General features: G+C 63.8%; 24 protein-coding genes and 1 tRNA gene. 14 read left to right on the forward strand and 11 right to left on the reverse strand.

Annotation, left to right across the window (positions count from 1 at the left end):
* Positions 1–4 precede the first annotated feature (4 nt).
* Positions 5–640: a YitT family protein gene (locus ASE71_RS31425; protein ID WP_034797123.1), complete on the forward strand. Its 636-nt coding sequence runs from the start codon at positions 5–7 to the stop codon at positions 638–640.
* 96 nt (positions 641–736) lie between these two features.
* Here ASE71_RS31425 and ASE71_RS31430 read toward each other — a convergent pair whose 3' ends face one another.
* Complete coding sequence (locus tag ASE71_RS31430) at positions 737–1,201, reverse strand: carboxymuconolactone decarboxylase family protein (RefSeq protein WP_034797125.1); 465 nt, start codon at positions 1,199–1,201, stop codon at positions 737–739.
* 34 nt (positions 1,202–1,235) lie between these two features.
* Positions 1,236–1,739 (reverse strand): Rrf2 family transcriptional regulator, encoded by a 504-nt coding sequence (locus ASE71_RS31435; protein WP_060522333.1) that lies wholly within the window; start codon positions 1,737–1,739, stop codon positions 1,236–1,238.
* A gap of 108 nt (positions 1,740–1,847) precedes the next feature.
* On the opposite strand from ASE71_RS31435, the gene ASE71_RS31440 reads away from it, so the two are divergent.
* On the forward strand, positions 1,848–4,394 hold the full coding sequence (locus ASE71_RS31440; protein WP_060522334.1) for a ligase-associated DNA damage response DEXH box helicase: 2,547 nt from the start codon (positions 1,848–1,850) through the stop codon (positions 4,392–4,394).
* Between the two features lie 114 nt (positions 4,395–4,508).
* Positions 4,509–5,234 (forward strand): ligase-associated DNA damage response endonuclease PdeM, encoded by a 726-nt coding sequence (gene pdeM / locus ASE71_RS31445; RefSeq protein ID WP_060522369.1) that lies wholly within the window; start codon positions 4,509–4,511, stop codon positions 5,232–5,234.
* 51 nt (positions 5,235–5,285) lie between these two features.
* Here the strand turns inward: pdeM and ASE71_RS31450 are convergent, their stop codons facing one another.
* The 4 genes from ASE71_RS31450 to ASE71_RS31465 form a co-directional block, all read right to left on the reverse strand.
* Positions 5,286–5,522 (reverse strand): Lrp/AsnC ligand binding domain-containing protein, encoded by a 237-nt coding sequence (locus ASE71_RS31450; protein WP_034797129.1) that lies wholly within the window; start codon positions 5,520–5,522, stop codon positions 5,286–5,288.
* A gap of 113 nt (positions 5,523–5,635) precedes the next feature.
* Positions 5,636–6,436 (reverse strand): TIGR02186 family protein, encoded by an 801-nt coding sequence (locus tag ASE71_RS31455; RefSeq protein ID WP_060522335.1) that lies wholly within the window; start codon positions 6,434–6,436, stop codon positions 5,636–5,638.
* Positions 6,436–7,362, reverse strand: a complete 927-nt coding sequence (locus ASE71_RS31460; protein WP_034797131.1) for a sulfite exporter TauE/SafE family protein — start codon at positions 7,360–7,362, stop codon at positions 6,436–6,438. The genes ASE71_RS31455 and ASE71_RS31460 overlap by 1 nt, the downstream gene beginning before the upstream one ends.
* A 340-nt stretch (positions 7,363–7,702) precedes the next feature.
* Entirely contained in the window at positions 7,703–11,518 is a 3,816-nt protein-coding gene (locus ASE71_RS31465; protein ID WP_060522336.1) for a peptidoglycan-binding protein, read from the reverse strand.
* Positions 11,519–11,999: 481 nt separating this feature from the next.
* Here ASE71_RS31465 and ASE71_RS31470 point away from each other — a divergent pair, with 481 nt between their 5' ends.
* The 6 genes from ASE71_RS31470 to ASE71_RS31495 all read left to right on the forward strand — a co-directional run bounded on the left by ASE71_RS31470 (position 12,000) and on the right by ASE71_RS31495 (position 19,221).
* Entirely contained in the window at positions 12,000–13,796 is a 1,797-nt protein-coding gene (locus ASE71_RS31470; protein ID WP_060522337.1) for an acyl-CoA dehydrogenase C-terminal domain-containing protein, read from the forward strand.
* 72 nt (positions 13,797–13,868) lie between these two features.
* Complete coding sequence (locus tag ASE71_RS31475) at positions 13,869–15,077, forward strand: acetyl-CoA C-acetyltransferase (protein ID WP_034797134.1); 1,209 nt, start codon at positions 13,869–13,871, stop codon at positions 15,075–15,077.
* An 11-nt stretch (positions 15,078–15,088) separates the two neighbouring features.
* Entirely contained in the window at positions 15,089–15,493 is a 405-nt protein-coding gene (locus ASE71_RS31480) for a YbaY family lipoprotein (RefSeq protein WP_162251930.1), read from the forward strand.
* Between the two features lie 11 nt (positions 15,494–15,504).
* Positions 15,505–17,721, forward strand: coding sequence for an FAD-dependent oxidoreductase (locus ASE71_RS31485; protein ID WP_060522339.1), 2,217 nt, complete (start codon positions 15,505–15,507; stop codon positions 17,719–17,721).
* A 164-nt stretch (positions 17,722–17,885) separates the two neighbouring features.
* Positions 17,886–18,314, forward strand: a complete 429-nt coding sequence (locus ASE71_RS31490) for a GNAT family N-acetyltransferase (protein WP_034797137.1) — start codon at positions 17,886–17,888, stop codon at positions 18,312–18,314.
* Positions 18,315–18,387: 73 nt separating this feature from the next.
* The gene (locus ASE71_RS31495; RefSeq protein WP_034797138.1) at positions 18,388–19,221 is read left to right on the forward strand and encodes a methyltransferase domain-containing protein; all 834 of its coding nucleotides are present in this window, start codon (positions 18,388–18,390) and stop codon (positions 19,219–19,221) included.
* A gap of 26 nt (positions 19,222–19,247) precedes the next feature.
* Here ASE71_RS31495 and ASE71_RS31500 read toward each other — a convergent pair whose 3' ends face one another.
* The gene (locus ASE71_RS31500; protein ID WP_034797139.1) at positions 19,248–20,132 is read right to left on the reverse strand and encodes a DMT family transporter; all 885 of its coding nucleotides are present in this window, start codon (positions 20,130–20,132) and stop codon (positions 19,248–19,250) included.
* A 220-nt stretch (positions 20,133–20,352) separates the two neighbouring features.
* On the opposite strand from ASE71_RS31500, the gene ASE71_RS31505 reads away from it, so the two are divergent.
* A complete protein-coding gene (locus tag ASE71_RS31505) occupies positions 20,353–20,934 on the forward strand; it encodes a LysE family translocator (protein WP_060522340.1) in 582 nt (193 codons plus the stop codon).
* A gap of 77 nt (positions 20,935–21,011) precedes the next feature.
* On the opposite strand, the gene ASE71_RS31510 is transcribed toward ASE71_RS31505, so the two are convergent.
* Positions 21,012–21,476 carry an SRPBCC family protein gene (locus ASE71_RS31510; protein WP_060522341.1) on the reverse strand — a complete coding sequence of 155 codons (465 nt, stop codon included), beginning with the start codon at positions 21,474–21,476 and terminating at the stop codon, positions 21,012–21,014.
* A gap of 133 nt (positions 21,477–21,609) precedes the next feature.
* Here ASE71_RS31510 and ASE71_RS31515 point away from each other — a divergent pair, with 133 nt between their 5' ends.
* Complete coding sequence (locus ASE71_RS31515; protein ID WP_060522342.1) at positions 21,610–22,119, forward strand: winged helix-turn-helix transcriptional regulator; 510 nt, start codon at positions 21,610–21,612, stop codon at positions 22,117–22,119.
* Positions 22,120–22,137: 18 nt separating this feature from the next.
* Here ASE71_RS31515 and ASE71_RS31520 read toward each other — a convergent pair whose 3' ends face one another.
* Positions 22,138–23,220: a calcium:proton antiporter gene (locus ASE71_RS31520; RefSeq protein ID WP_034797145.1), complete on the reverse strand. Its 1,083-nt coding sequence runs from the start codon at positions 23,218–23,220 to the stop codon at positions 22,138–22,140.
* Positions 23,221–23,407: 187 nt separating this feature from the next.
* Here ASE71_RS31520 and ASE71_RS31525 point away from each other — a divergent pair, with 187 nt between their 5' ends.
* The 3 genes from ASE71_RS31525 (at position 23,408) to ASE71_RS31535 (ending at position 25,446) form a co-directional block, all read left to right on the forward strand.
* The gene (locus tag ASE71_RS31525) at positions 23,408–24,061 is read left to right on the forward strand and encodes a helix-turn-helix transcriptional regulator (protein ID WP_060522343.1); all 654 of its coding nucleotides are present in this window, start codon (positions 23,408–23,410) and stop codon (positions 24,059–24,061) included.
* Between the two features lie 13 nt (positions 24,062–24,074).
* Positions 24,075–24,908, forward strand: coding sequence for a thermonuclease family protein (locus tag ASE71_RS31530; protein ID WP_060522344.1), 834 nt, complete (start codon positions 24,075–24,077; stop codon positions 24,906–24,908).
* Between the two features lie 127 nt (positions 24,909–25,035).
* Positions 25,036–25,446 (forward strand): tellurite resistance TerB family protein, encoded by a 411-nt coding sequence (locus ASE71_RS31535; protein WP_034797150.1) that lies wholly within the window; start codon positions 25,036–25,038, stop codon positions 25,444–25,446.
* Positions 25,447–25,480: 34 nt separating this feature from the next.
* On the opposite strand, the gene ASE71_RS31540 is transcribed toward ASE71_RS31535, so the two are convergent.
* Both ASE71_RS31540 and ASE71_RS31545 read right to left on the reverse strand, forming a co-directional pair.
* The gene (locus ASE71_RS31540) at positions 25,481–26,314 is read right to left on the reverse strand and encodes a transporter substrate-binding domain-containing protein (protein WP_060522345.1); all 834 of its coding nucleotides are present in this window, start codon (positions 26,312–26,314) and stop codon (positions 25,481–25,483) included.
* Positions 26,315–26,458: 144 nt separating this feature from the next.
* Positions 26,459–26,533 (reverse strand) — tRNA-Gly (locus tag ASE71_RS31545).
* Between the last annotated feature and the right edge of the window lie 66 nt (positions 26,534–26,599).

Genomic DNA, 26,599 nt, shown 5'->3' on the forward strand with positions numbered 1-26,599 from the left:
TGCCATGGCCCAGATCAGCAGCGTTTTCGGTCTCTGGAACACCAGTCCCACCCGGCACTCCGCCGTCGAGGACCTGCAGGGCATCTTTACCGGCAGCCTGATTGCGGCGCTCGGCCTCTATTTCCTCGCAAGCGCCGGCCTTTTGACCGGCAGCACGGCGGGCGTCGCCTTCCTTTTGCACTATGCTTTCGGCATCAATTTCGGCCTCGCCTTCTTCCTGCTCAACCTGCCGTTCTTCTACCTGTCGCTGAAGCGGCTGGGCCCGGCCTTCACGGTCAAGACCTTCATCGCCATCGGCGTGACCTCGTTCCTGACGGACATCCAGTCGCGCCTTTTCCAGATCGGCACGATCCAGCCAGCCTGGGCGGCCCTGCTCGGCGGACTTCTGCTCGGCTACGGCCTGCTTGCGCTCTACCGCCACCGCGCCAGCCTCGGCGGCGTCGGTATTCTCGGCATCTATCTGCAGGAGCGCTTCGGCATTCGCGCCGGCCTCGTGCAGCTTGCGATCGACATGGTGGTGCTTGTCTTCGCCTTCGGCGTGACCTCGCCCACCGTCGTTGCCTGGTCGGTACTCGGTGCTGTCGTCTTGAACCTGTTCGTGGCCATCAACCACCGCGCCGATCGTTACATCGCGCTCTAGAACGCCGTGCGTTCATCTGAACGCAGATGCTCTAGGATGCAGAGCAGCTAGCCCCGAAGCGGACCTCGGGGCTAGCTGGAAGTTCCTCACGCGATATCAGGCGGCCTTGACCGGCTGATCGACCGGATGCTGCGAGCGCAGGCCGACAGCGACACGGTTCCAGACATTGATGACGCCGATCGCCATGGTGATCTTGGTGATTTCAGCCTCGCTGAAGTGCGCGCGCAGCGGCTCGAAATCCGCGTCGGGTGCGCCGGTCTGGGCAAGGTTGGTCAGCGATTCCGTCCAAGCGAGCACGGCGCGCTCACGCGCGTCATAGATCGGCGATTCCCGCCAGGCGCAGATCAGGTGAATCCACTGCTCGCTCATACCGGTGTGGCGCGCCTCTTTCACATGCATGTCGATGCAATAGGCGCAGCCGTTGATCTGCGAGGCGCGCAGCTTGATCAGGTGGATCAGGCGCGGCTCCAGGCCGGATTCCTTGACGATGTAGCTGTCGAAGGCGGCCGCGGCCTTGTAGGCATCGGGAGCGGCTTGAACGAAGTTGAAACGCGGCTGCATGGACTTCTCCTTGGGCTTAACGGGTTGATGGGGGTCAGGCGCTGGCGGACGATTTGCGCTCGTTGATCGCCAGAAAGGCTTCGGTTCGCGCCCATACGCTGCCGTCATCCTTGGCGTTGAGGTCATCCAGGATGCTGGCGATGGTCACGCGCCTGAGTTCGGTGCGGTAGGCCTGCTCGGCTCTCAGCATCGCGACATTGATGGTGCAGGGCGCGGTCGGCTTGCAGGCATAGGGATTGGGACCGCGCAGCCGGATCTCGTTGCAGCGGAACGCCGGCTCCGGGCCTTCGACCGCAAGTACGATATCTAGCAAGGTAATCTTCTCCGGCGTCTTCGCGAGCCGGTAACCGCCCTTAGGACCCGGAACTGCCTCCAGCAGTCCGGCACCGGACATCGCCTGCAGGTGCTTCAAGAGATAGCTCGTAGAGACGCCATGGAACTCGGCAAGAGCGGCCGCCGACAGGGTGCTGCCCGGCTGAAGACAGCTCAGCATCGTCACGCTGTGAATGGCCTGCTCGACCCCGTCACCGAGTTTCATGGGCGGCTCCTTAATCGTGGATAATTTTTATCTATGATTAGACCGCGAGTCAATGCCTGTGATTGCACCCATCGGACAGGCTTCTCTTTTGGCGGATTTGATCTACCTTTGTTCTCCGTGAACAGGATCGATTCCAGAGAGCCGCAGGGCGATGCCCTGACCCTGCCCGCTCCCTTTCTGCGCTGGTTCGGCGAGAAGGGCTGGCGGCCGCGTGCGCACCAGCTGGAGCTGCTCGCCCGCGCCGGGGCCGGGGAAAGCACGCTGCTGATCGCTCCGACCGGCGCCGGCAAGACGCTCGCCGGCTTCCTGCCTTCGCTGGTCGATCTCACCCGGCGCGGCAAGATCCCGCCGGGCGCAGCCTTCGTCGGCATCCACACGCTCTACATCTCGCCTCTGAAGGCGCTCGCCGTCGATATCGAGCGCAACCTGATGAAACCGGTCGGCGAAATGGGACTGCCTGTGCGCGTCGAAAACCGTACCGGCGATACGCCGACCGCCAAGCGTCAGCGGCAGAAGCTCAATCCGCCCGACATCCTGCTGACGACGCCGGAGCAACTGGCGCTGCTGCTCGCCAACGGCGAGGCGCAACGCTTCTTCAAGGACCTGCGCTACGTCGTCTTTGACGAGCTGCATTCGCTCGTCACCTCCAAACGCGGCCATCTTCTCTCCCTCGGTCTGGCGCGGCTGCGCCGGCTGGCGCCCGGCCTGCAGACGATCGGCCTTTCGGCAACGGTCGCCGACCCGATGGATCTGCAGCGTTGGCTGGCGCCGCAAGAGCCGGACGCGCACAACCATGCCGGGCTGGTCCAGGTCCAGGGCGGGGCCAAGCCGCAGATCTCCATTCTGAAGACCGAGGAGCATGTGCCCTGGGCCGGGCACTCGGCACGCTACGCCATCGCCGATGTCTACGAAGCGATCAAGGAGCACGGCACCACCCTGCTCTTCGTCAACACCCGCAGCCAGGCGGAGCTGCTCTTCCAGGAGCTCTGGACGATCAACGACGACAACCTGCCGATCGCGCTGCATCACGGTTCGCTCGACGTCGCCCAGCGCCGCAAAGTCGAGGCGGCGATGGCGGAGAACCGCCTTCGGGCGGTCGTTGCGACCTCGACGCTCGACCTCGGCATCGACTGGGGCGATGTCGATCTCGTCGTGCATGTGGGCGCGCCGAAGGGCGCGAGTCGCCTTGCCCAGCGCATCGGCCGCGCCAACCACCGCATGGACGAACCGTCGAAGGCGATCCTGGTGCCGGCCAACCGCTTCGAGGTGATGGAATGCCAGGCCGCACTCGACGCCAACTATATCGGCGCGCAGGACACGCCACCCGTCGGCAAGGGCGCTCTCGACGTGCTCGCCCAGCACGTGCTCGGCATGGCTTGCGCCGCGCCTTTCGATCCGCTCGCATTGTTCGATGAAATCACCACCGCCTCGCCTTATGCGACGCTCGCCTGGGAGACCTTCGAGCGCGTCATCGATTTCGTTGCGACCGGCGGCTATGCGCTGAAAACCTACGAGCGCTATGCCCGCATCCGCAAGACCAAGGACGGGCTCTATCGCGTCTCCAATCCGCTGGTGGCGCAACAGTACCGGCTGAACGTCGGCACCATCGTCGAATCGCCGATGCTGAACGTGCGTTTGGTCAAGCGCAACGCCCGCGGCTCGCTTGGCCGCGGCGGCATGCCGCTCGGCAAGGTCGAAGAGTACTTTCTCGAAATGCTCTCGCAGGGCGACACCTTCATGTTCTCCGGCAAGGTGCTGCGTTTCGAGGGCATCCGCGAAAACGAGTGCCTGGTCAGCCAGGCCTTTACCTTCGATCCCAAGGTGCCGAGCTATGCTGGCGGCAAGTTTCCGCTGTCGACCTATCTCGCCGAGCAGGTCCGCAGGATGCTTGCCGATCCGGCGCGCCGGGCAGCGCTGCCGGAACAGGTGCGCGACTGGCTGTCCTTGCAGAAGGACGTCTCGATGCTGCCGCGCGAGGACGAGCTTCTGATCGAGACCTTTCCGCGCGGCAGCCGCCATTACATGGTCATCTATGCCTTCGAAGGGCGGTTGGCGCACCAGACGCTCGGCATGCTGCTTACCCGCCGGCTCGATCGCGCCGGGCTGAAACCGCTCGGTTTCGTCGCCACCGATTACTCGCTAGCGGTCTGGGCGCTCGACGACCTCGGGGCCACCTTCGAGCTCAGGCGCGGCGCGCTTGCCGATCTCTTCGACGAGGACATGCTCGGCGACGACCTCGAAGCCTGGCTCAACGAATCCTTCCTGCTCAAACGGACCTTCCGCAACTGCGCCGTCATCGCCGGCCTCATCGACCAGCGCCATCCCGGCAAGGAAAAGACCGGCCGGCAGGTGACGGTCTCGGCCGACCTCATTTACGACGTATTGCACGCGCACGAGCCGGATCACCTCCTGCTCGAAGCGACCCGCAACGATGCGGCGACGGGGCTTTTGGACATCGCCCGCCTCGGGGATATGCTGAAGCGAATCAAGGGCCACATCACGCATCGACGGCTCGACCGGATCTCGCCGCTGGCGGTGCCCGTCATGCTGGAGATCGGCAAGGAAATGGTCCAGGGCGAAGCGCAGGACTTCCTGCTGTCGGAAGCCGCCGACGACCTGATCCACGAGGCGATGGGCGGTCTGGATGTGGATTGATAGGAAAATGGTTTCGAGAATGAGCAGTCTGTCGATGTCGGCGGGTTACCCCCCTCTGGCCTGCCGGCCAGAGGGGGTTATTATCCTCGCAACACAATGTGCGAGACGGTGACCATGCACCGCCTCGCCCACGCCGTCTCGGCTCAGACGACTGCCCCCCTCCTCCATGCCCAGACAATCGTCAACGGCGTCATCGCGATCTGCGATCCGCTCGGTAGCCTCTACCTGCCGGAGACGGGCACGCTGGTCGTCTCCGACCTGCATCTGGAGAAAGGCTCCGCCTTTGCCCGCCGCGGCATGCTTTTGCCGCCTTACGATACGCTGGCGACGCTGCGCGTGCTTGAAGCGGCGATCGCGCGGCACGACCCGAAGTTCGTCATCAGCCTCGGCGACAACTTCCATGACCGCGTCGGTTCGGCGGCAATGCCCGATGATTTCCGGCACATGATTGCCGCCATGGCGCATGGGCGCGAATGGGTCTGGATCAACGGCAACCACGACCCGGACGGCGCTTTCGGGCTGCCGGGCGCCTCGATGGACGAACTTGGCCATGCGGGCCTGACCTTCCGGCACGAGCCGAAGCGCGGCGATGCCGTCGGCGAGATCGCCGGGCACCTGCATCCGGCTGCAACGGTGGTAAGACGGGAAAGAGCGGTGCGCCGCGCTTGCTTTGCGACCGATGGCACGCGCATGCTGATGCCGGCTTTCGGGGTCACCACTGGCGGGCTCGATCTCAGGCACCGGGCGATGACCGGCCTCTTCGACCGCAGCAAGCTTGTCGCCCATATGCTCGGGCGCGACCGGATCTATTCGGTTCGCTTTGCCAATCTCATCGCCTGAAGAGGGCGGGGAAAACGGCGCGGCTCTCCCGCGCCGGGGATCCGCCGGTAATCAGAAGGCGTTGAAGGTCAGCGTCGTCAGCGAGCGCGAGATGCCCGGCACCGTGGCAATGTTGTCGTTGATGAACTTGCCGATGTCCTGGCCTTCTTCGATATAGACCTTGATGATCAGGTCGTAATCGCCGCTCGTCGAATACATCTCCGAAACGATCTCCTTGCGGTAGATCTCGTCGGCAACCTCGTAGGTCTTGCCGGGAGCGCACTGCAACTGGACAAAAATCGGTTTCATCGAGCTTCCTCTGTTTTTTATTTGCCATGGCATGCGCTGATGAAACGCATTCAGCATGCCTTTCCATAGCGCTCCGGCGCGCAAAAGGAAACGTCGGCGAAGATCGCCCGTCGCTATTCCTTGCGGAAGATCACGCTGGCGCCCCAGCCGGTGATGACGGCGAGCAGCACGGCCATGAGGCCATAGAGCAGCGGCTGCTGGTGTGCCGCCTGGGTGATGAACTGTTCCAGGCCGGTCTTGACGACACGCAGCGGCAGCGCCTTGGCGGCGACGAAGACGCCGTCACGGAAGAGATAGGCGCGAACCACATGCACGCCGTTCGGCACGTTGGCCGGCAAGCGCACCGAGGCCTTGAAGAGGCTGGAGCTGATGAACTGCACGCCGCCGGGATCGCGCTCGTAGACGCCGCTGGTCTCGCGGATGCGGCGGAAGGCATTGCGGAATTCGCCGAGATTGCTGCCGTCACCGACGAAGCCGAGCGGCACCAGCCGCATGTGGTCGACGCCGATGCCCATGTTGCCCATCTCGCCGGGCGGCGCGATCGTCTCGATATCGCGCGTCGACGACAGCGAATAGGATTCAGGCACCAGCTCGAAGGTCATGGAGCTGGTGTTCACCCAGATGCCGAAGACGCGCTCCTTCTTACGCACCGTCGCGTTGTCCTTGGGCCCTTCGAGGCTGACGACGATGTTGTAGCGACCCTGAGCCAGCAGGCCCTGATCGAAGCCGTCGACGGCGCCGAAGATCGTCAGGTCGGCGCCGCGGAAATCGGAAGTGATGGCGATCTCGTCGGTCGAGATGCCGATCTCCAGCTTCTCGGTGAAATCGGCATTCTCGTCCTGGATGGCTGCCTGCGCCGGGGCGGCGAAAGCGAGAACAAGGAGAGCGAGAGCTGTGCGGGCGAGGCGGATCATCAGAAACCGAACCCCGCGGATACGACCGAATAGACGTCCTTCGGCGGAATGATGAGCTCGATTGCCAGACGGATGCCGACGGCAAGAACAAGCAAGGCCAGCAATGCGCGCAGCTGTTCGCCGCGCAGCTTCTGGCCGACGCGTACGCCGTATTGGGCACCGATGACACCGGCGATCATCAGTACGAAGGCGAGCACGATATCGACGGTGTAGTTGGTCGAAGCCTGGACGATGACCGTGTAGGCCGAAACGAAGATAATCTGGAACAGCGACGTGCCGACGACGACGTTGGTCGGGATGCGCAGGAGATAGATCATCGCCGGCACCATGATGAAGCCGCCGCCGACACCCATGACCGAGGTCAGGATGCCGATGCAGAAGCCGAGGGCGACAACCGGGATGACGCTCAGGTAGATCTTCGATTTCTTGAAGCGCATCTTCAAGGGCAGGCCATGCACCCAGTTGTGCTGGCCAGGGCGACGCAAGGTCGTCTGCTGGTTCTTGGCCGCCTTGCGCATGGCGACGACGCTCTCCCAAAGCATCAGGCCGCCAACGGTGCCGAGCAGCACGACGTAAAGCAGCGAGATCACCAGGTCGAGCTGGCCGAGGCGACGCAGCAGCGAGAACAGCCAGACGCCGACGGTCGCGCCGGCAAGACCACCGCATAAGAGCACCGTGCCGAGCTTGATGTCGATCGTGCCACGCCGGAAATGCGTGATCGCCCCCGAAATCGACGAGGCCACCACCTGGTTGGCACCGGTCGCTACCGCTACGACGGGAGGAATATTGTAGAAGATCAGGAGCGGGGTGATCAGGAACCCGCCACCGACGCCGAACATGCCGGACAGAAAGCCGACTGCGGCGCCCATACCGAGAATGATGAGTATGTTCACCGACAACTCTGCGATGGGCAGATAAATCGACACGCCGGGACCTCGATATGCCAACGGCCCGCGATGCGGGCGAACCAGTCAGTGTGGCAATCAAATCACCACGATTGAGGGAATATTCGAAGGGCCGGCACCTCTCCCGAGGGCGAGGCGGCCTCCGTCATGCACTCCTGCAGCGTTGCGCTTCCGCCAGGACGTGCCAAGGCCACGAATCGGACCTTGATTGCTGCATCGGCTCTTCCTTAGCCCGATTCCGATTAAGGAATTATGCAGCAGCCCGAGATTTCAACCTTTTCAGCCACATGGCGGATGGCTGCGCCACCCGCAACCCGTGTCGCCCGGCTCTGCGGCTTTATTACGGCGCAAGGCCCAAGGGTCAGGAATTGCGCTTCAGCAATTCCTTGACCAACTGCTCGGTGATTTCGCCCGTCGGCTCCTGGCCGACCGACTTCTGGAAGGCCTTGATGGCGGCGACGGTCTTCTTGCCCATCTGGCCATCCGGCTTGCCAGCGTCAAAGCCGTTGTTGTTGAGGATCGCCTGGATGTTGCGGACCGCCTTGCTCATGTCGACGCTGGCGGTCTTGTTGGCCGGGCCAACCCAGGCATCCGGAACGTCGACGCTGTTTGCCTTGGCGTCGACCGGCTCAGCCTTCCAGGCTTCCGCCTTGGCCTTGGCGCTTTCGAGCTGCTCCGGCTTCATCGCCTTGGCAACTTCGTCGCGCTTGGCGCCGGCATCGAGATCGCCTTCGCGGGCAGCCGCCGAGAACCACTTGTAGGATTCCGTCAGGTCCTGCGGCACGCCGTTGCCACGGGCATAGAGAACCGCAAGGTTGAACTGGCTGTCGCGGATGCCGAGCTCGGCCGCCTTCGCAAACCACTTCGTTGCCTCGTTGAAGTCAGGCGCGCCATCGCGGCCGCTTGCCAGCATCACCGCGAGGTTGTGCATGGCGCTGGCGTTGCCCTGGCCAGCGGAAGCGATATAGAGCGCCTTCGCCTTCGCCGCGTCGCGCGTCACGCCGGTGCCCTTCTCGTAAAGGGTCGCGAGGCGGTACTGTGCCGGCACGACACCGGCATCGGCGGCGCGCTGATACCATTTGGCGGCTTCAGCCATGTTTTCCTGAACACCACGGCCCTCGGTGAAGCGCACGGCGATTTCGTAGAAGGCGAGCGGGTCGCCGCCCTTGGCCGCGGTCACCAGCGCGACCGGACCGAAACCTTCCGGCAACACGACGTCGGTGGGCACAGCGGCAGCAGCTGTCGTCGCCGGGGTCATCTCGGCGCCATCGGCCGGCGCGCTGGCGAGCGAAGCGTTCGCCACCGGCGACGCTGCGGCCGGAGCCGGCTGGAACTCGGTGACCGGCGTCTTCGTTTCGGCGACCGGCGCAAGCATCGGCGCCTTGTCTTCGGGCGTTGCAAAGGTGGTCGTCGGCACGGTCGTTGCCGTCACCGCGATCGAGGCCTCGGCAGGCTTCACGGGCGTTTCGACGGAATCGAGCGGCGGCGCAACGGCCGTCTCAGACGCGGTAACCGGTGCTTCCTGCGCCGCGACGGTCGTGCCCTGCACCAGATGGTCGTCGGCGGCCTTGAACTCGGCTGCCTGCGGAGTGACCGTCTTCTCGATGACCGCGACCCGTTCGACCGGCATCTCGTCCTTGTTCAGCATCGAGCTGACCAGCGGGTAAGACATGATCGCCAAAAGAACGGCGCCGACGGCCATGAGGATCGGCCGGCGATGGCGGGCGAAGGCGCCGCCGATGCCGGACGTCGCGGCCTTGTCGCCGGTCTTGTTGAGGGTGTCGGTCTCTTCGACGGCAAGCTGGGCGGCGCGGCGGGCGGCGGCGATGAAGTCCGATTTGTCGCCATCGGCCGGTTGGATGCCTGCCTTGTTCATCTGCCCGGCGCGCACGCGTTCCAGGATCTTCTTCACGTCGGGAACGCCGGAGCCCGGCTCGAGCAGCTGGTTCGCTTCTTCCGGCGCGAGCATTTCGGAGGGATCGATCGACGGGGTCGGCTCGACGAGCTTGCGTGCCTGTTCCGGCGCCGGTTCCGAGCGCTTGCCGGAAAAGCGCCGGGTGAGGCCGGCGAGCAGGCCGGTGCGGGCGGCGGCAGCCGGCTCGCGCTCTTCTTCGAGCTCGACGGTCGAAATCTGCGCATCGTCGGCAAGGGCTGTTGCCGGTTCGGCGGGTTGAACCGCGACGGCCTGGTCCTCTGCCTGGAGGGCACGGACATTGCGCTGCAGGTCGTCGTAGCGATCATCAAGATCGCCGCCACCGAAGGGGTCGTGGAACTCCGGCTGTGCGGCGCGCGGCATCTGAGCCGCTTCGCGCACCACCGCCATGGCAGGCTGCGCCGCCATTGCCGGCTCGCGGTTTTCGATGCGCTCCAGCTTGTCGGCAATGTGGACGAGCGTTTCGTGCAGCGCCTCGAAGGTGCGCGCGGTCCGCTCCTCGCTGGAACGGCTCAAGTCCTCAAGCGTCCTCAAGTCTTCGGCGAGTGCCGAGATCGCTGCCAGATCGCCACCGGCGGAGGCCTGCGAAGGGCCGTTCTTGGAATAGGCTTCCATCACAGCTTCGGCGGCCTGGCGCGCGGCTTCCACGATGTACTCGTCGCTGGTCGAGAAATAGTCCTCGAGCGCGGTCATGCGGCTTTCGTAGTCGACGGGCATGGCGCTTTGGGCGACGTCCGCCCGCGGCTGGCTGACCAGCGTCGACAGGTTGGCAATCTGGGCTTCAAGGTTCTGAAGTGCTGCGCGGTCGTCGAACGGCGCGGCGTAGGTCTCTTCCAGACGCTGCGCGATACCGACCAGGCGATCTTCCAGCCGGTCGAAACGCGGATCGGACGCGGGCTGGGCGCCATGGGCGTCAAGCTCGTCGATCCGGCGGGCGAGATAGTCCAACCGTTCGGCGAGCGCGTCGTTGACGCTGCCCTGGTCGAGAGCTTCGATCTTGCGGGAAATGTCCGACAGGTAATCGTTGAGGTCTGACTGCGCGGTCCTGCTGCTGCGCTCCATCATCAGCGACAGCTGGTCCAGCCGCTCTTCCAAGCGGGCAGCCGCCTTTTCACCGGCGAGATCCTCGACCCGGACGGTCAAGGCTTCGAGGCGCGCACCGAGCCCACCGTCGTTCGGGCGCGACAGGCTGTCGATCTGGCGGGAGAGATCGCCAAGCCGGCTTTCCAGGCGATTGACAAAGCCGGAATCCAGCCCGGACGTCATGCGAGTGTTGGCCGCGATGGCGCGGCTGATTTCGTCGAGACGGCTGTCGAGATCGGCAAACTGCGAGACGAGGCGGCGATCGTCCGGCTGGATCTGGCGACCGAGCATTTCGATCGCCTGGGCGACGGCGATCAGCTTGTCTTCCAGCGCGTCGACGGCGGAGCTTCCCTGGAGCGAGCCGATCTGCGACTTGATTTCGTCCAGGCGATAGGCGAGCGCGACCAGTTCGTCGTCGCGGTTCTGATCAAAGGCGATCAACCGGTCTTCGACACCGCTCCAGCGGTTCTCCATCCGGCGCATGCTGTCTTCGCGCGCGAGACCGTCGATCATCGCGCGCAGGTCGTCAAAATCGCCGCGCAGCGCATCGGCCTGGGCGGGCGATGCCTGGCGGCCGAGATGCTGGATGCTGTCGGCAAGGCGCTGCATGTCGCCGCGCACGTCTTCGGCAAAGCTGTGATCCTGCGCCTGCGCCTTGATGCCGCGAATTTCGGAGCGCAGCGAATTCATCTCGCGCGTCAGGCCGTCAGTGATGTCGCGCTTCAGGTCCTGGCGCAAACCGATAAGCGCTTCGGCGATATCGTTGACCGCGGAGGCGGGCCGCGGAGGTTGGCTGTGAAGCGGTTGCTGGCGCGGCTCTTCGACGAAGCGCTCGGAAACGGGTCGTTCGGGGGCATAACGTTCCGGCTCGCGCTGCGGCATCCGGTCGCGAAGCGTCGGGCGCTCGCGCGAGGTGCTGAGGCTGCGCTGGCGCTGCATGATTTCGGCGACGGCATCGCGGGGCGAGGCCGTTTCCCGCACGGGTTCGCGGGCGGGCTGGCGCTCGGGCGGCCTTGGCGCCGGGTCGCGGGCCGTGCCGCTCATCAGGCCTTCGATCCGCGCCTCCAATCCTTCGATGGTGCGGTTCAAGGCGTCGAGCGACGGCCGCTCGCTATAGGACTGGCTGCCTGCGCGCTGAGGATTTGATCGCAATCCACTCATGTTGTTCTTCGCCCCTGTCGTCGGCCATCTCGAAAGTCGTCACGGAAGAAAACTGCTTTCTTCACCCCTGTGGCGCTTCCGACGCGGGCAAAACTACAACGATGCGACGCCAGGACAGGTTGCAGCTTTGACCATCTCAACACGCACCTTTCACGAAACGTGGTAAACAAGCGGTTAACCTGCGGATGATTTTTTAACGATTTGGCAGGATCGTGCGAAGTTGAGGCGCCGCGGTGCCGCCGACCTCCCCCACACGCCACCAATCTGCACGACACGCAATTTTTGACGTTTACGCAAACGTCAAAATTTTGTAGCATCCGGCCAACGATGCGAGACCGCCCTGGAGCATCCCGATGTCCCGTGGAAGCACGGGAGGGAGACGATGCCCTGGAATCAATGAGGATGGCGGCGCATCCGGCATCCTGCAACCGGGCGTCGACGACGAGAGACGGCAGCCCGAAGCACCAAAGGCGAGGAAAGAATGCCCATCTACAAGGCTCCGGTCGACGATACCCTCTTCATCCTGAACGACGTGCTCGGCATCGAGCGCTACAACAACCTGCCCGGATTTGCCGATGCGACGCCCGACATGATCGAAGCGATCGTCGGCGAAGCTGCCAAGCTTGCCGAAGAAGCTCTGTTTCCGGTCAACCTTTCCGGCGACCAGGAAGGCTGCAAGCGTCGCGACGACGGTTCGGTCAGCGTGCCGAAGGGCTTCAAGGAAGCCTTCGACCTCTACCGCGAAGGCGGCTGGCTTGGCCTTGCCGTGCCCGAAGAATTCGGTGGCCAGGGCCTGCCCTATACGCTGCACACCGCCGTCGGCGAATACATGTCGTCGGCCAACATGGCACTGACCATGTATCCGGGCCTCACCCAGGGCGCGATCGCCGCGATCCTCGTGCATGGCACGGACGAGCAGAAGCAGGCCTACCTGCCGAAGATGGTTGCCGGCACCTGGACCGGAACGATGAATCTCACCGAGCCGCATTGCGGGACGGACCTCGGCCTCCTGCGCACGAAGGCAGTGCCCACCGGCGACGGCGCCTACAAGATCTCCGGCCAGAAGATCTTCATCTCTGCCGGCGAACACGACATGTCGGACAACATCATCCATCTGGTGCTCGCCCGCATTGAGGGCGCGCCCGAGGGTGTGAAGGGCATTTCACTGTTCATCGTACCGAAATTCAGGCTTGATGCCGCCGGCGAGCCGGGCGAACGCAACGGCGTTTCTTGCGGCGCGATCGAACACAAGATGGGCATCCACGGCAACTCGACCTGCGTCATGAACTATGACGAGGCCGAAGGCTATCTCATCGGCACGGAGAACAAGGGCCTCAACGCCATGTTCGTGATGATGAACGAGGCGCGCCTCGGCGTCGGCCTGCAGGGTCTCTCGATTGCCGAAATCGCCTACCAGAATGCCGCCAACTATGCGCGCGACCGCATCCAGGGCCGTTCGCTCTCCGGCCCGAAGGCGCCGGACAAGAAGGCCGACCCGATCATCGTGCATCCGGACGTGCGCCGCACCCTGATGACGATCAAGGCCTTCAACGAAGCCGGCCGCGCCTTCACGCTCTGGACCGCGCTCAAGTCCGACATCGCCCACCGCTCCGACAATGATGCCGACCGCCAGACGGCCGACGACGTCCTCGGCCTGATGACGCCGATCCTGAAGGGCGTACTCACCGACAAGGGCTTCGACCATGCCGTCATGGCGCAGCAGATGTTCGGCGGTCACGGCTACATCGAAGAACACGGCATGAGCCAGTATGTCCGCGATGCCCGCATAGCGATGATCTATGAAGGCGCCAACGGCATCCAGGCGCTCGACCTCGTCGGACGCAAGCTGGGCCTCAACGGCGGCCGCGCCATCATGGCGCTGTTCAAGGAGATCGGCGATTTCTGCGAGGAAAACCGCAGCAACGAAAAGCTCGCCGCCTATACCAAGGCGCTGAAGAAGGGCCTCAACGACCTGCAGGCGGCCACCATGTGGTTCATGCAGAACGCCATGGCCAAACCCGACAATGCCGGCGCCGGCTCGACCGACTACATGCACCTCTTCGGTCTCGTCGTCCTTGGTTACATGTGGGCGAAGATCGCCAAGACCGCCGAGGAAAAGCTTGCCTCTGGCGAAACGGCGCGCGCAGACTATTTGAAGAACAAGCTGATCACCGCGACCTTCTTCATGGAAAGGATCCTGCCGGAAACGGCCCTGCGCAAGGCCCGCATCGAAACCGGCGCCGACACGCTGATGGCGCTTGATGCGGCCGCTTTCTAATCCCGCCGCGGGTTCGATCTAAAATGTTTTGACGGGCAGCACCTGACGGTGCTGCCGAAAGGGAGATGAGACATGACGAAAGTCTTCGTTTACGACCACGTGCGCACACCGCGCGGCCGTGGCAAGAAGGACGGATCGCTGCACGAAGTGCCGTCCGTTCGCCTGGCAGCCAAGATGCTGGAAGCGGTGCGTGACCGCAACGACCTCGACACCTCGACCGTGGACGACATCATCATGGGTTGCGTCGATCCTGTGATGGACGCAGGCGCGGTGATCCCGAAGGCTGCCGCCTTCGAAGCCGGTTATTCGACCCGTGCGCCTGGCATGCAGATTTCACGCTTCTGCGCCTCCGGCCTCGACGCCGTCAACTTTGGCGCAGCCAAGATCGCCCAAGGCGCCGACGACATCGTGATTGCCGGCGGCGTTGAATCGATGTCGCGCGTCGGCCTCGGCATGTCGGGCGGCGCCTGGTTCATGGACCCCTCAGTCAACCTGCCGGCCTTCTTCATGCCGCAGGGCGTTTCGGCCGACCTGATCGCCACCAAGTACGGTTTTAGCCGCGACGACGTCGACGCCTATGCGGTCGAAAGCCAGAAGCGTGCGGCGCACGCCTGGGAACAGGGCTACTTCAAGAAGTCCGTCGTGCCCTTCAAGGACCAGAACGGCCTGACCATCCTCGACCGCGACGAGCACATGCGTCCGGGCACCGACATGCAGGCGCTCGCTTCGCTCAACCCGTCCTTCCAGATGCCGGGCGAAATGGGCGGCTTCGAAGCCGTCGGCATCCAGGCGCATCCTGAAATTGAGAAGATCAACTACGTGCACCACGCCGGCAACTCCTCGGGCATCGTCGATGGCGCTGCTGCCGTGTTGCTCGGCTCCAAGGCCGGCGGCGAAAGCATGGGCCTGAAGCCGCGCGCCCGCATCCGCGCCTTCGCCAACATCGGCTCCGATCCGGCACTGATGCTGACCGGCCCGGTCGACGTCACCGAGAAGCTCCTGAAGCGCGCCGACATGAAGCTGTCGGACATCGACCTCTTCGAGCTCAACGAAGCCTTCGCCGCCGTCGTGTTGCGCTACATGCAGGCCTTCGACATCCCACACGACAAGATCAACGTCAACGGCGGCGCGATCGCCATGGGCCATCCGCTCGGCGCAACCGGCGCGATGATCCTCGGCACCGTGCTCGACGAACTGGAGCGCCGCGATCTCAACACCGCGCTCGTCACGCTCTGCATCGGCGCCGGCATGGGCACGGCCACGATCATCGAAAGGGTCTGACGATGGACGTGATGCGCCGCACCCTACTCGGAGTGATGGGCCTGGGGCTGCTTGCAGCCGCGGGCTGCGTCTCCGACGAGGAGGAAGGCGGCGACAGCTTCACGCTCACCGGTGCGATCTCCAATGTCGCGAGCGGCCCGGTTCCGGCCGGCACCGTCACGATCCGGCTCGAAGAGCAGGGCGTGATGGACGTGGCCGCCAAGCTGATCGCCGAGACTTCGGTTGTCAGCGACGGCAAGGCCACCCGCGTGCCCTTCGTGCTGCAGGTGCCGAAGCCCGAACTCGACAAGACTGTCGACGCGGGCTTCACCATCCGCGTCGAGCGCGACGGCCGGCTGATCGCCACCAACACCAGCAAGCAACGTTACAGCGGCGGATCGAACGTCTCGCTGCAGATCGAACCCATTCTCTACTGAGGGGGAGAACCATGACGAATTACACCAATTTCAAGATCGAGACCGACGCTGACGGCATCGCGCTCGTCACCTGGGACATGCCTGAGAAGTCGATGAACGTCTTCACTCAGGAGGTGATGGAAGAGCTCAACGCCATCGTCGACCAGACCACGGCCGACGCAACGGTCAAGGGCGTCGTCTTTACGTCCGGCAAGTCGAGCTTCTCCGGCGGCGCCGACCTTTCGATGATCAAGTCGATGTTCACCTTCCAGCAGGAAGAAAAGAAGAAGGATCCGGATAACGCCGCCCAGAAGCTCTTCGACCTCGTTGGCCGCATGACCGGGCTCTTCCGCAAGCTCGAAACCTCGGGCAAGCCATGGGTATCGGCGATCAACGGCACCTGCATGGGCGGCGCCTTCGAGCTTTCGCTCGCCTGCCACGGCCGTGTCGCGTCGAATTCCAAGTCGGTCAAGATCGCGCTGCCGGAAGTCAAGGTCGGCATTTTCCCGGGCGCCGGCGGCACCCAGCGCGTGCCGCGCCTGACCAATGCGCAGGACGCGCTGCAGATGATGACGACAGGCTCGTCGCTGACGGCAGCCCGCGCCAAGGCGCTTGGCCTGGTGCATGAAGTCGTCGATGCCGACAAGCTGGTCGACGCGGCCAAGGCGATGATCAAGAACGGCCTGAAGCCGGTCCAGCCGTGGGACGAAAAGGGCTACAAGGTTCCGGGCGGCGGCATCTGGACGCCGGCTTCGGCCCAGCTCTGGCCGGCCGCTTCCGGCATCCTGCGCCGCGAGACCTACGGCAACTATCCGGGCGCCGTCGCGATCCTGAAGTGCGTCTATGAAGGCCTGCAGGTACCGTTCGACACGGCGCTCAAGATCGAGCAGCGCTACTTCACCGAGATCCTTCAAACGACCGAAGCCTTCTCGATGATCCGCTCGCTGTTCGTCTCGATGCAGGAACTCGGCAAGGGCGCCCGTCGTCCGGCCGGCGTGCCGAAGTCCGAATTCAAGCATGTCGGCGTCGTCGGCGCCGGCTTCATGGGCGCCTCGATCGCCTATGTGACGGCTGCTGCCGGCATTGCGGTGACGCTGATCGACCGCGACATGGAAGCGGCCGAAAAGGGCAAGGCGCATTCGGAAGGCCTGGTCAAGGATTCGATCGGCAAGGGCCGCCTGACCAAGGAAGAGGGCGAGGCGCTGCTTGCCCGTATCACCCCTTCGGCCGACTACAATGACCTGAAGACCGCCGGCCTCGTCGTCGAAGCGGTGTTCGAGGATCGCCAGGTCAAGAAGGACGTGATCGAGAAGGTGGAAGCGGTGATTGCCGAAGACGCGATCTTTGCCTCCAACACCTCGACGCTGCCGATCACCGGTCTTGCCAAGAACTCCAAGCGCCCCGGCCAGTTCATCGGCGTCCACTTCTTCTCACCGGTCGAGAAGATGATGCTGACGGAAGTGATCCTCGGTAAGGAGAGCGGCGACAGGGCGCTCGCCGTGGCACTCGACTATGTCGCGGCGATCAAGAAGACGCCGATCGTCGTCAACGACACCCGCGGCTTCTACGTCAACCGTTGCGTCTTCCGCTACATCCACGAAGCCTATGACATGCTGATCGAAGGCGTGCCGCCGGCGATGATCGAAAATGCCGCCAAGATGGCCGGCATGCCGGTCGGCCCGCTGTCGCTCAACGACGAAGTGGCGATCGACCTCAGCCAGAAGATCCTCAAGGCCACCGTCGCCGACCTCGGCGAAAAGGCTGTCGATCCCAAGCACCTGGCGCTGATCAACAAGATGGTCGACGATCTCGACCGTCGCGGTCGCAAGAACGGCAAGGGCTTCTACGAGTATCCGGCCAAGCCCGCCAAGAAGTATCTGTGGCCGGAGCTGAAAACCCTCTATCCGCAGAAGAACGCAGACAAGATCGATGTCGAGGTGCTGAAGCAGCGGCTTCTCGCGACGATCGCGCTCGAAGCGGCCCGCACCATGGAAGAAGGCATCGTCACCGATCCGCGCGAAGCAGACGTCGGCTCGATCCTCGGTTTCGGCTTTGCTCCCTACACCGGCGGCACGCTCTCCTACATCGACGGCATGGGCGTGAAGGCCTTCGTCGAGATGTGCGAGACGCTCGCCAAGGATTATGGCAACCACTTCAAGCCGACGGCACTCCTCAAGGAAATGGCCGAACGCGGCGAGACCTTCTACGGCCGCTTCGACCCCTATGGCGAGAAGAAGCAGGCGGCGTAAGGTTCGCTGAATAGCATTGGAAGCAGGCCCCTTGAGGGCCTGTTTTCGTTTGAGCACGGCCTGCTCGAGGCCCTTGCCGGCTTAGCGCCCACCCGGCCGCCATCACTCTGTTACGGTTGTGGTGCTAGGCCTGCGCGGATTGAACCACACTCCATGACGAAACCATGACCAAAGCCGCCCTCCGCCCCGCCGTCCCCGACGACGAACCCTATCTGCGCTGGCTGGAAGAAGCCTGTATGCGCAACTATGCGATCGCGCTTTGGGGCAGCTGGCGGCCTCGGCTGGCGGATGCACTCATCCTCGGCGAGTATCGCATCATCGCCGTGGGGCACGAGGATGTCGGCTGCGTATCGGTCACGCGGCGCGAGGACCATTTCTGGGTGAACAAGCTTTACGTCGCGCCCGGTCACCAGAAGTGCGGCTACGGTGCGATCGCGCTTCGCCAAGTGCTCGGTGAAGCAAGGGCGATCGGCCTGCCCGTGCAGCTCAGCGTGCTGACGACCAATCCGGCGGTGGCGTTCTACCGCCGCGAAGGTCTTGTGATCTATGAAGAAACTCCCGAGCGACGTTTCATGACGTCCGGCGTGCGTTAAGCTTATCAGCATCTTCTGATTGACGCTCTTCGCGCGCAGGCGCATCCTCCGCGAGGTCAGAGGGGGACACGCCATGAGCGAGCCTGATCTCTATCTTCTTGGGCGCGCCGGGCCCGAAGAAGAACGCCTGAAACGACAGATTGCCAATCTCGCCCCTGATTCCGACCAGCAGCTCGAACGGGTCGGAATCCGGCCGGGCGAACGCGTCGTCGATCTTGGCTGCGGCCCCGGTGGGGTTCTGCACCTACTTGGCAAACGCGTCGGGCCAAACGGATCGGTGCTCGGCATCGAACGCGATCCGAATTTTGTCGAACTCGCCCGCCGTTTCGTTGCCGGCCATGCGCTCCCCCAGGTGGATGTGCGCGAGGGCGATGCCTATGCGACAGGCCTGCCGCGCCGTTCCTTCGACGGCGCTCATATGCGGCTGGTGCTCGTCAACGTGCCGCGGCCAGAGCTGATCGTGCTCGAAATGGTGTCGTTGGTACGGCCGGGTGGCTGGATCGCGAGCTTCGAGGCCGATTTCCTCGGACATATCTGCGATCCGCCGCTTGCCGCCTGGGACAGGCTGCTTGCCGCCTATGTCGCCTATTCCGCCGCCAGAGGCATCGACCTCAATATCGGTCGCCGGCTGCATCGTCTGTTCCGGAACGCCGGTATCGAGGCGATATCCGTCGACGCGGTCGAGCATGTCTATCCGCCGGGTCACGACCGCCGGCCGATCCTTCGGGATTTCATCGACAATGTCCGCGGCGGGCTTGTCGCCGAAGGCTTCATCGGCCAGGCCGAGCTCGATGCCGATCTGGAAGCACTCGACCAGCATCTTGCCGACCCAAACGTGCTCGTGACCTCACACATGTTCTTCCGGCTGACCGGCCGTGTTCCCGAGGCGCTCGTCATCAAAGCATGACGACGGTTTCCATCCGTCCCGTATCTCTAAGCGGCGGCACCGGCGCGCCGATGCGCCAGTCGTTCGCCGACGATGATCAGCAGGCCAGCCGCAAAGATCAGCCCGGCGCCGGCAAAGACGTTCATGGCCGGAACGTCGCCCCAGATTAGGAAGCCGAGTCCGAAGGCCCAGACGAGCGAGGTATATTCGAACGGCGCGATCACCGAGATCGGTGCCCGGCGCATACCCTCGAACAACGCGTACTGGGCGATGCCGGCGATGACGCCGGTTCCGGCCATCAGCGCGACGTCGAAGAGCGCAGGCGGCGTCCAGAAAAAGCCGACGGCAAGCCCGGTCATGCCGATGAAAAAGACGTTGGAGATCGTCATCTGCACCAGGGTCGTTTCCTGAAGTGCCGTCTTGCGCAGCATGACCGTGCCGATCGCCCAGAAGACGGCGGCGATAAGCGCCAGGAACACCGGCAGCGACAGTTTCATGCCGGTGCCGAGCGGATCGCAGGCGATGAGCACGCCGACGAAACCGATGAACACGGCGAACCAGCGGATCGGCGGAACGTCCTCCTTCAGGATCGGTACAGCAAGCAGCGTCACGATGATCGGCGCGGCGTAGTAAAGGGTGGTCATCTCCGCCAGGCCGAGGTCGCGCGCCGCGTTGAAATAGGAAAGCCAGGCAGCGAGCAGCAAAAGATTGCGCACGAAGAGCGGTTTGATCACCGGCGACGAGATGGCGCTGCGCACCAGCTTGCCGCGACCGATCACAAGGCAGAGCAGGAGAATGGTGATGCTGCGGGTAAACAGGATCTGCCAGACCGAGTAGCCGACGACCAGCCATTTGACCGACGCATCCTGCAGCGAAAACAGGAAATAGGAAAACGTCGTCATGACGATGCCTGACAGGACGGTCTTGTTCATGGGAGCCTCGATCACGCCGGCGGGAGGAGAAGCGGCGGAGCCCGTCTGATAGCGCGGCCGCGACGGGCGCGGAAGGGGCATGTCGGGGCGGCGCTGTGGCGATTTCTTGGGGTGGCTTGCACCACGGATCGGACAGCAAGCTTGATGGAGATCAAGAACCGGCGCTTGCGCCGCTGCTAGAAGGCAGCGATAACGACCATGAAACTCGGGTCCCAACGACATGCAGCCGCTCGCCTTTGCCCTTGCCGCCCTCGCCCTGCTCGCGACGCCCGGTCCGACGAATACGCTGCTTTGGCTCTCCGGCGCATCGGCCGGGTTTCGCCGGTCGCTGCCGCTTTTGACCGGCGAGCTCGGCGGCTATCTCGCGGTGATCATTCCCGCCGTCGCGTTGCTCGCACCGTTCCTTGCCGCCCATCCGAACCTCGGCCTGGCGCTGAGGCTCATTGCCGCCTGCTGGGTTCTCTACCTCGCCTATGCGCTCTGGACGACCGATGCCGAGCGCAGCGAAGGTGTCGTCATCTCCATCCGACAAGTCTTCGTCACGACGCTGCTCAATCCGAAAGCCCTGATCGTCGCCCTGGTGCTGTTGCCGCAGACAGGACTGGCAGCCGTCTGGCCCTGGATCGCCGGCTTCTCCCTGCTGGTCATCGCCGCCGGGTCGACCTGGATCGGGGCCGGCGCCCTGCTGGTGCAGATGTCCAAGGGTCTTTCGACTTCGCACCTGCCGCGCCGGATCGCCGCCGTCTGCCTCACGCTCTTCTCCGTCGGCATCGCCGGCAGCGCGATCGCTGCCATGCACTAGAAAAATCCCGGAGGACCAGCACGTGTCCTCCGGGATATTGATCGCTATGCGCGCTATGCGCGGCCAAACGTTGTGCCTCAGGCAGCAACCGCCTCGCCGAGTTCCTTGGCCAACGCCCCCATCAACTCTTCCCAGCCTCCGCGGCGGTACTCGAGCTTGTCGAGCCCGTCGAGGAAGGCCACCTGTTCGGTAAAGACGAGGCGCGTGCCGGTGCCCGCAGGCTGGATATCGACCGTGGCGACGGAGGCAGAAATCCGCCTGTCGTTCTGCGTCATCGTATAGGCAAAGATGATCCTGCGGTTCTCGACGATATCGAGATAGACGGTATCGTCGTAATAGGTCGTCCCGTCGTCCACGCTGAAGCGACCGCTTTCGCGGCCGCCGACGCGGAAGTCGTGGGTGATCTGCGCCCCGGCTTCGACGTTGACGAACCAGCGCTCCTTTGCGGCTGGCTCCGAGAACGCCCTGAACACCTCAACCGGTGTCGCCTTGAAGCTGCGTTCAATGTTGAAGCTCGAATGTTCCACGGATCTGGCAGTCATGTCTTGCCTCCTCTGGGTCGGAAACCGATGGCTTATACGCAACTGGTTTCGATTATGAACTGCTATAATTTTGAAATCAGTTGAACGTTAGCGTCAGTGATGCGATAATGCAAGCGGTTTTAAAGAGGTGCCAATGAAGGACGACATGCGCTCGGGTTGCCCGATCAATCTTTCGCTCGAAGTGTTCGGCGACAAATGGAGCCTGCTGATCATTCGCGACATGATCTTCGGCGGCAAACGGCACTTCCGGGAGCTGCTGCGATCGCAGGAGGGTATCTCATCGAATATCCTTGCGGATCGGCTGAAGATGCTGGTCGAACAGGGAATGCTGACGAAGCGCGACGACCCCACGCACAAGCAGAAGGCGATCTACAGCCTGACGGAAATGACGATTGCGCTCGTGCCGATCATGGCCCAGCTCGGTGCCTGGGGACGGCGCTACCTGCCGGTCAGCGAAGAGCTCAGCATTCGCGCCGAACTCATGGAGAACGGCGGCCCGGCGCTCTGGGATCGCTTCATGGAAGAGCTGCGGCACGACCATCTGGGGATGCCGCTCGATGGCCCGCCACGGGTGCGCGCCACGCTCCAGGCCGCCTATGAAGAGGTGGTCGCCAGGAAGGCGCAGGAAAAGGCGACGGCCTGACTTCGCCCGGCGGCCCGTTCAGAGCCCGATCGCCGAGAGCATGACGAAGGTGGCAAACAGCACGAAATGCGTCATGCCCTCGATGGCGTTGGTCTGGCCGTCATTGAGGTTGATCGCGGCAACGATCAGCGTGATCGTCACCATCACCGTCTGCACCGGCGACATCGCCATCAGGAACGGCTGGCCGGTATAGAGCGCGATCGCCTCCATCACCGGCACCGTCAGGATGACGGTCGAAAGCGAAGCGCCGAGCGCGATATTGACGACCGCCTGCATGCGATTTGCGAGAGCGGCGCGCATGGCGGTCATGATCTCCGGAGAGGCGGAAATCGCCGCGACGACGATGGCCGTGACAGCCGGCGGTGCACCGCTCCCTTTCAAGCCCGATGTCAGCAGCGACGACATCACTTCCGCCAGCACACCAATCAGTACGATGCCGAGGATCAGGATCACGATCGACGGCAACACCGGCTGGTCGGGGCCGCCCTCTCTCGCGCTCCCCTCGCCCTTCGCCTTCGGATAGCTGTAGCTGAAGAAGTAGCTGTGCACGCCCACCTGCATGCGCAGGAACAGGGCGTAGAGCGTGATCATCGCGCCAATGGTGAAGGCCGAGTAGAGATGCCATTTCGCCGCCGGCACGAATTCCGGCACGATCATAGAAATCCCCATCGCCGTCAGGATCATCACGCTGTAGGTGCGGGCGGAATCGTCATTATAGGGCTGTTCGCCGTGCTTCAGACCTCCGAGAAGGGCTGCGAGGCCCAGGATGCCGTTGATGTCGAGCATGACGGCCGCATAGATCGTGTCGCGCACCAGCGTCGGCGAGGTCTCGCTGGTCATCATGATCGCCAGCACGACGACTTCGACGAGCACCGCCGACAGCGTGAGGATCATCGTGCCATAGGGATCGCCGACCTTGGATGCCAGAACCTCGGCGTGATGCGACACCCGCAGCGAAGCAAGCACGATCGCAACCACCAGACCGGCGGCACCGAGAAGCGTTGCGAGGCGCCCCATCTCAAGCAGGCGATCTTCGAGCGCAAGCCCGGCGACCGCGGCAAGCATGGCGACGATCAGCAGGCGTTCCGCTTTCATGCGCATCAACAAAACGCCCTCCACCGAAAGCCTGTCCTGCCCATCACCGGAACTATAGGGGCCGCGTCCCGCAAAGCAAATGACGGAAAGAGGACTATTTTCCTCCCGATTCTTTACCGCCCTGCAGCGTTTCGGTAGTGTGGCCGGGAACCAAAGCAGCAAGTGGCCGCCTGCCCGGCCTGGATCTCTCGTCATGTTGTCTCACGGCACGATCTGGCACGCTATCGACACCCTGGCCGAGCGCCACCAGCTCTCGCCGTCCGGCCTCGCGCGCCGTGCCGGCCTCGACCCGACCTCCTTCAACAAATCCAAACGTCGCTCCGCCGACGGGCGCGAGCGCTGGCCCTCGACAGAATCGATCGCCAAGGTGCTGGGGGCGACGGGCGCCACCATGGACCAGTTCACAAGCCTACTGCAGCCGGACGGGGCCCCAGCGCCTTCCGAGCCGGTGGCCGCTGCCACGATCCCGCTGATCGGCTTTGCCCAGGCGGGTGCCGGCGGCTACTTCGACGATGGCGGCTTTCCCGCCGGTCAGGGCTGGGACGTCATCGATTTTCCGACGGATGCGGAAAAGCGCAGCGGCACCTATGCGCTCGGGGTCCAGGGAGACAGCATGCTGCCGCTCTACCGCGACGGCGACATCCTGATCGTCGATCCCGGCGCGCCGATCCGGCGTGGCGATCGGGTCGTGGTGAAGACGCAGGAGGGCGAGGTCATGGCAAAGGTGCTCACGCGCCAGACGCCGCGTGTGATCGAACTTCTGTCGCTCAATCCCGAGCATCCGAACCGGAGCTTCGAGACCAGCCAGATCGAATGGATCGCCCGAATTATCTGGGCCAGCCAATAGGACGTCCTTCCTGATGCGGCAGCATTTCTACACCCTTGCCGGCGGCATCGCCGCAATCGCCCTTTTCACCGGCATCCTCTATGCGGGCGCTATTGCCATCCGCGACCGTGAGACCGCCGCCACACCGGAACTCGTTCTCGAAACGCCCGACATGACAGATTTCGAGGCGACGCCGGATCAGGCCGACGACGAGGTCCCGCTCGACCCCGGCGCGTCCTCCGGCGGCGCGGCGACGACCGGCGAGCAACCGCAGGGCACCCCCACAACGGAAAATGCGGCGCGCGCCATCGAGCCACAGCAGTTCGGCCTGCCCGATACGGTCACCAGTGCGCCGCTCGAACGGGTGGAACCGCGTGCGCCGTTGTCGGAACCGAAGAAGGAAGCGAAGGCCGCCGGGCCGACCGTACTCTATCGCCCGGTGGCGGTCGCCGCCGGTGTGATCCAGTTCGACAAGCTGACGCTGCAGATCGACGGCATCGAGCCGGAACAAGCGGAGCGGACCTGCGAAAGCGCCGGCAAGAGCTGGCCCTGCGGCATCGTCGCGCGAACCGCCTTCAGAAACTTCCTGCGCGCACGTGCGATCAGCTGCGATCTGCCCGAAGGAGATTCCGGCCCTTCGGCCACCGCCTCCTGCACGCTTGGCGGACAGGATCTTGCCACCTGGCTCGTCGACAATGGCTGGGCAACGCCGGTTCCCGGCTCGACCCTCGAAAAACGCGCCGACGCAGCACGCCAGGCGAAGCTCGGTTTTTACGGTGACGATCCGCGCGACCTCAGCCACACGCCGATGACATTCGACGATCCGACCCTCGGCATCGGAGTGGACGCCTCGCAGCCGGACTTGTAAATAGCCGCGACAATTCCCAGCTCTCGACCGTCTGCCGAAAGCGGCAGACGGCTCAACTCTTTCAAACGACGCAATTCCGGATCAGGAACCGTCCCATCCCTGGAATCGCTCTACCGCCGGAAAGCCCATGCAACCAAGCCTCAGCCACCACGAAGCTCTCATCTATGTCATGGTGATGATGTCGGCGGTCGACCGCGAGATGAGCGACGACGAGTTTGCCCGCATCGGCCGGCTGGTTCAGTTCCTGCCCGTGTTCGACGGCTTCGACGAGGACAGCCTCGTCCATATCGGCCATGAATGCTCGGCGCAGCTGGCGGCGCCCGAGGGGCTCGACATCATGCTCGAGATCGTGCGCGAAGCGCTGCCGGAAAAGTTCCACGAGACGGCCTATGCGCTCGCCGTGGAGATCGCGGCCGCCGACCAGCGCATCCGCAACGAAGAAATCCGCCTGCTGCAGTTGCTGCGCGACCGGCTTGGCCTCGACAAGCTGACCTGCGCCGCTATCGAGCGCGGCGCGCTCGCCCGCTTCCGCCGATAGGCCGGCCGGTGATCACGCCGAGAAGTCCTGGCGCCTAGTAGATTCCGTTCGGGAAGTAGCGCAGATAGATTTCCTCCAAGCGGCCACTGCGCGACAGCGCCAGCAGCGCGTGATCGATCGCCTGGGTCAGGGCAGGCTCGGACTTGCGGTTCATGATCGTCAGGCCTTCACCGAGGAAGCGCTGCGAGAAGTAGGCGCCATCGACAAGCGTGCAGCAGCCGCCAGCAGCGCTACCCGAGATCCAGAAGGACAGCTGCATGCCGTCGGAAAACACCGCCGGCACATCGCCCTTCTGCAGAGCCGTCAGCATGGCCTCGCGGTCGGGATAGACCTTGGCCTGGATCTTCGGGAAAAACGCCTTGAACATCGCCTCATGCGTGGTTCCGGCGACGACACCGACCGGCTTCCCCTTGAGATCGCTCGGCGCCGAGACTGCGCCCGCCGCCTTGGTGTTGACGGCGACGCGCGCCGGAAGCCGCATGAACGCGCGGGAAAAGGCGAAGCGTTGGCGCAGTTCCGGACCGACGGCGATACCGGCGGCCACCGCCTCGCCCTGCCCCTCTTCCAGCGCCGGCAGCAGCTCCGCATAGGTCACGGCCTGGATCTGGCATTTGGCCTCGATGTCGAGCTCGCGGCAGATCTCGCGCACGAGATCGACATGAAATCCCGAAAGCTTGCCGGACTGGTCGATGAAGTTGAACGGCGGAAAATCCACCGTCGTCAAGAAACGCAGGCGCGCCAGGCCCGTGAGATCGGGCTTGGCGATGCGTTCGCGCGCGTCGAACAGCAGCGGCAGATCCTTGGCCTCGGCCGCAAGCGGCGTCGCGATCAAGGATGCGCAAAGGGCGAAAAGGGAAAGAACTTTCATGGGCAGCGGCCGGCACGTCTCATGTGGCAGGGGCGGCCCTTGGAACCGCGGTGATTCATCGAGCGGTAAAGTAACCGGCCGCAGCGCAGCTGACCATAGGCCACCACGAGAACGCGGTTACACAAGGAACGGGACGAGGAAGAATGGAGCGGGTGATCGGGATCGAACCGACGACATCCAGCTTGGGAAGCTGGCGTTCTACCGCTGAACTACACCCGCGGCGCCTGCGAAACTTCCCGAACCGAGGCGATCTGTCAAGCACCCTTGCGCGGGATCGCGTAAGGG

The sequence above is a fragment of the Ensifer sp. Root954 genome, assembly GCF_001429005.1.
GTDB lineage: Bacteria > Pseudomonadota > Alphaproteobacteria > Rhizobiales > Rhizobiaceae > Ensifer > Ensifer adhaerens.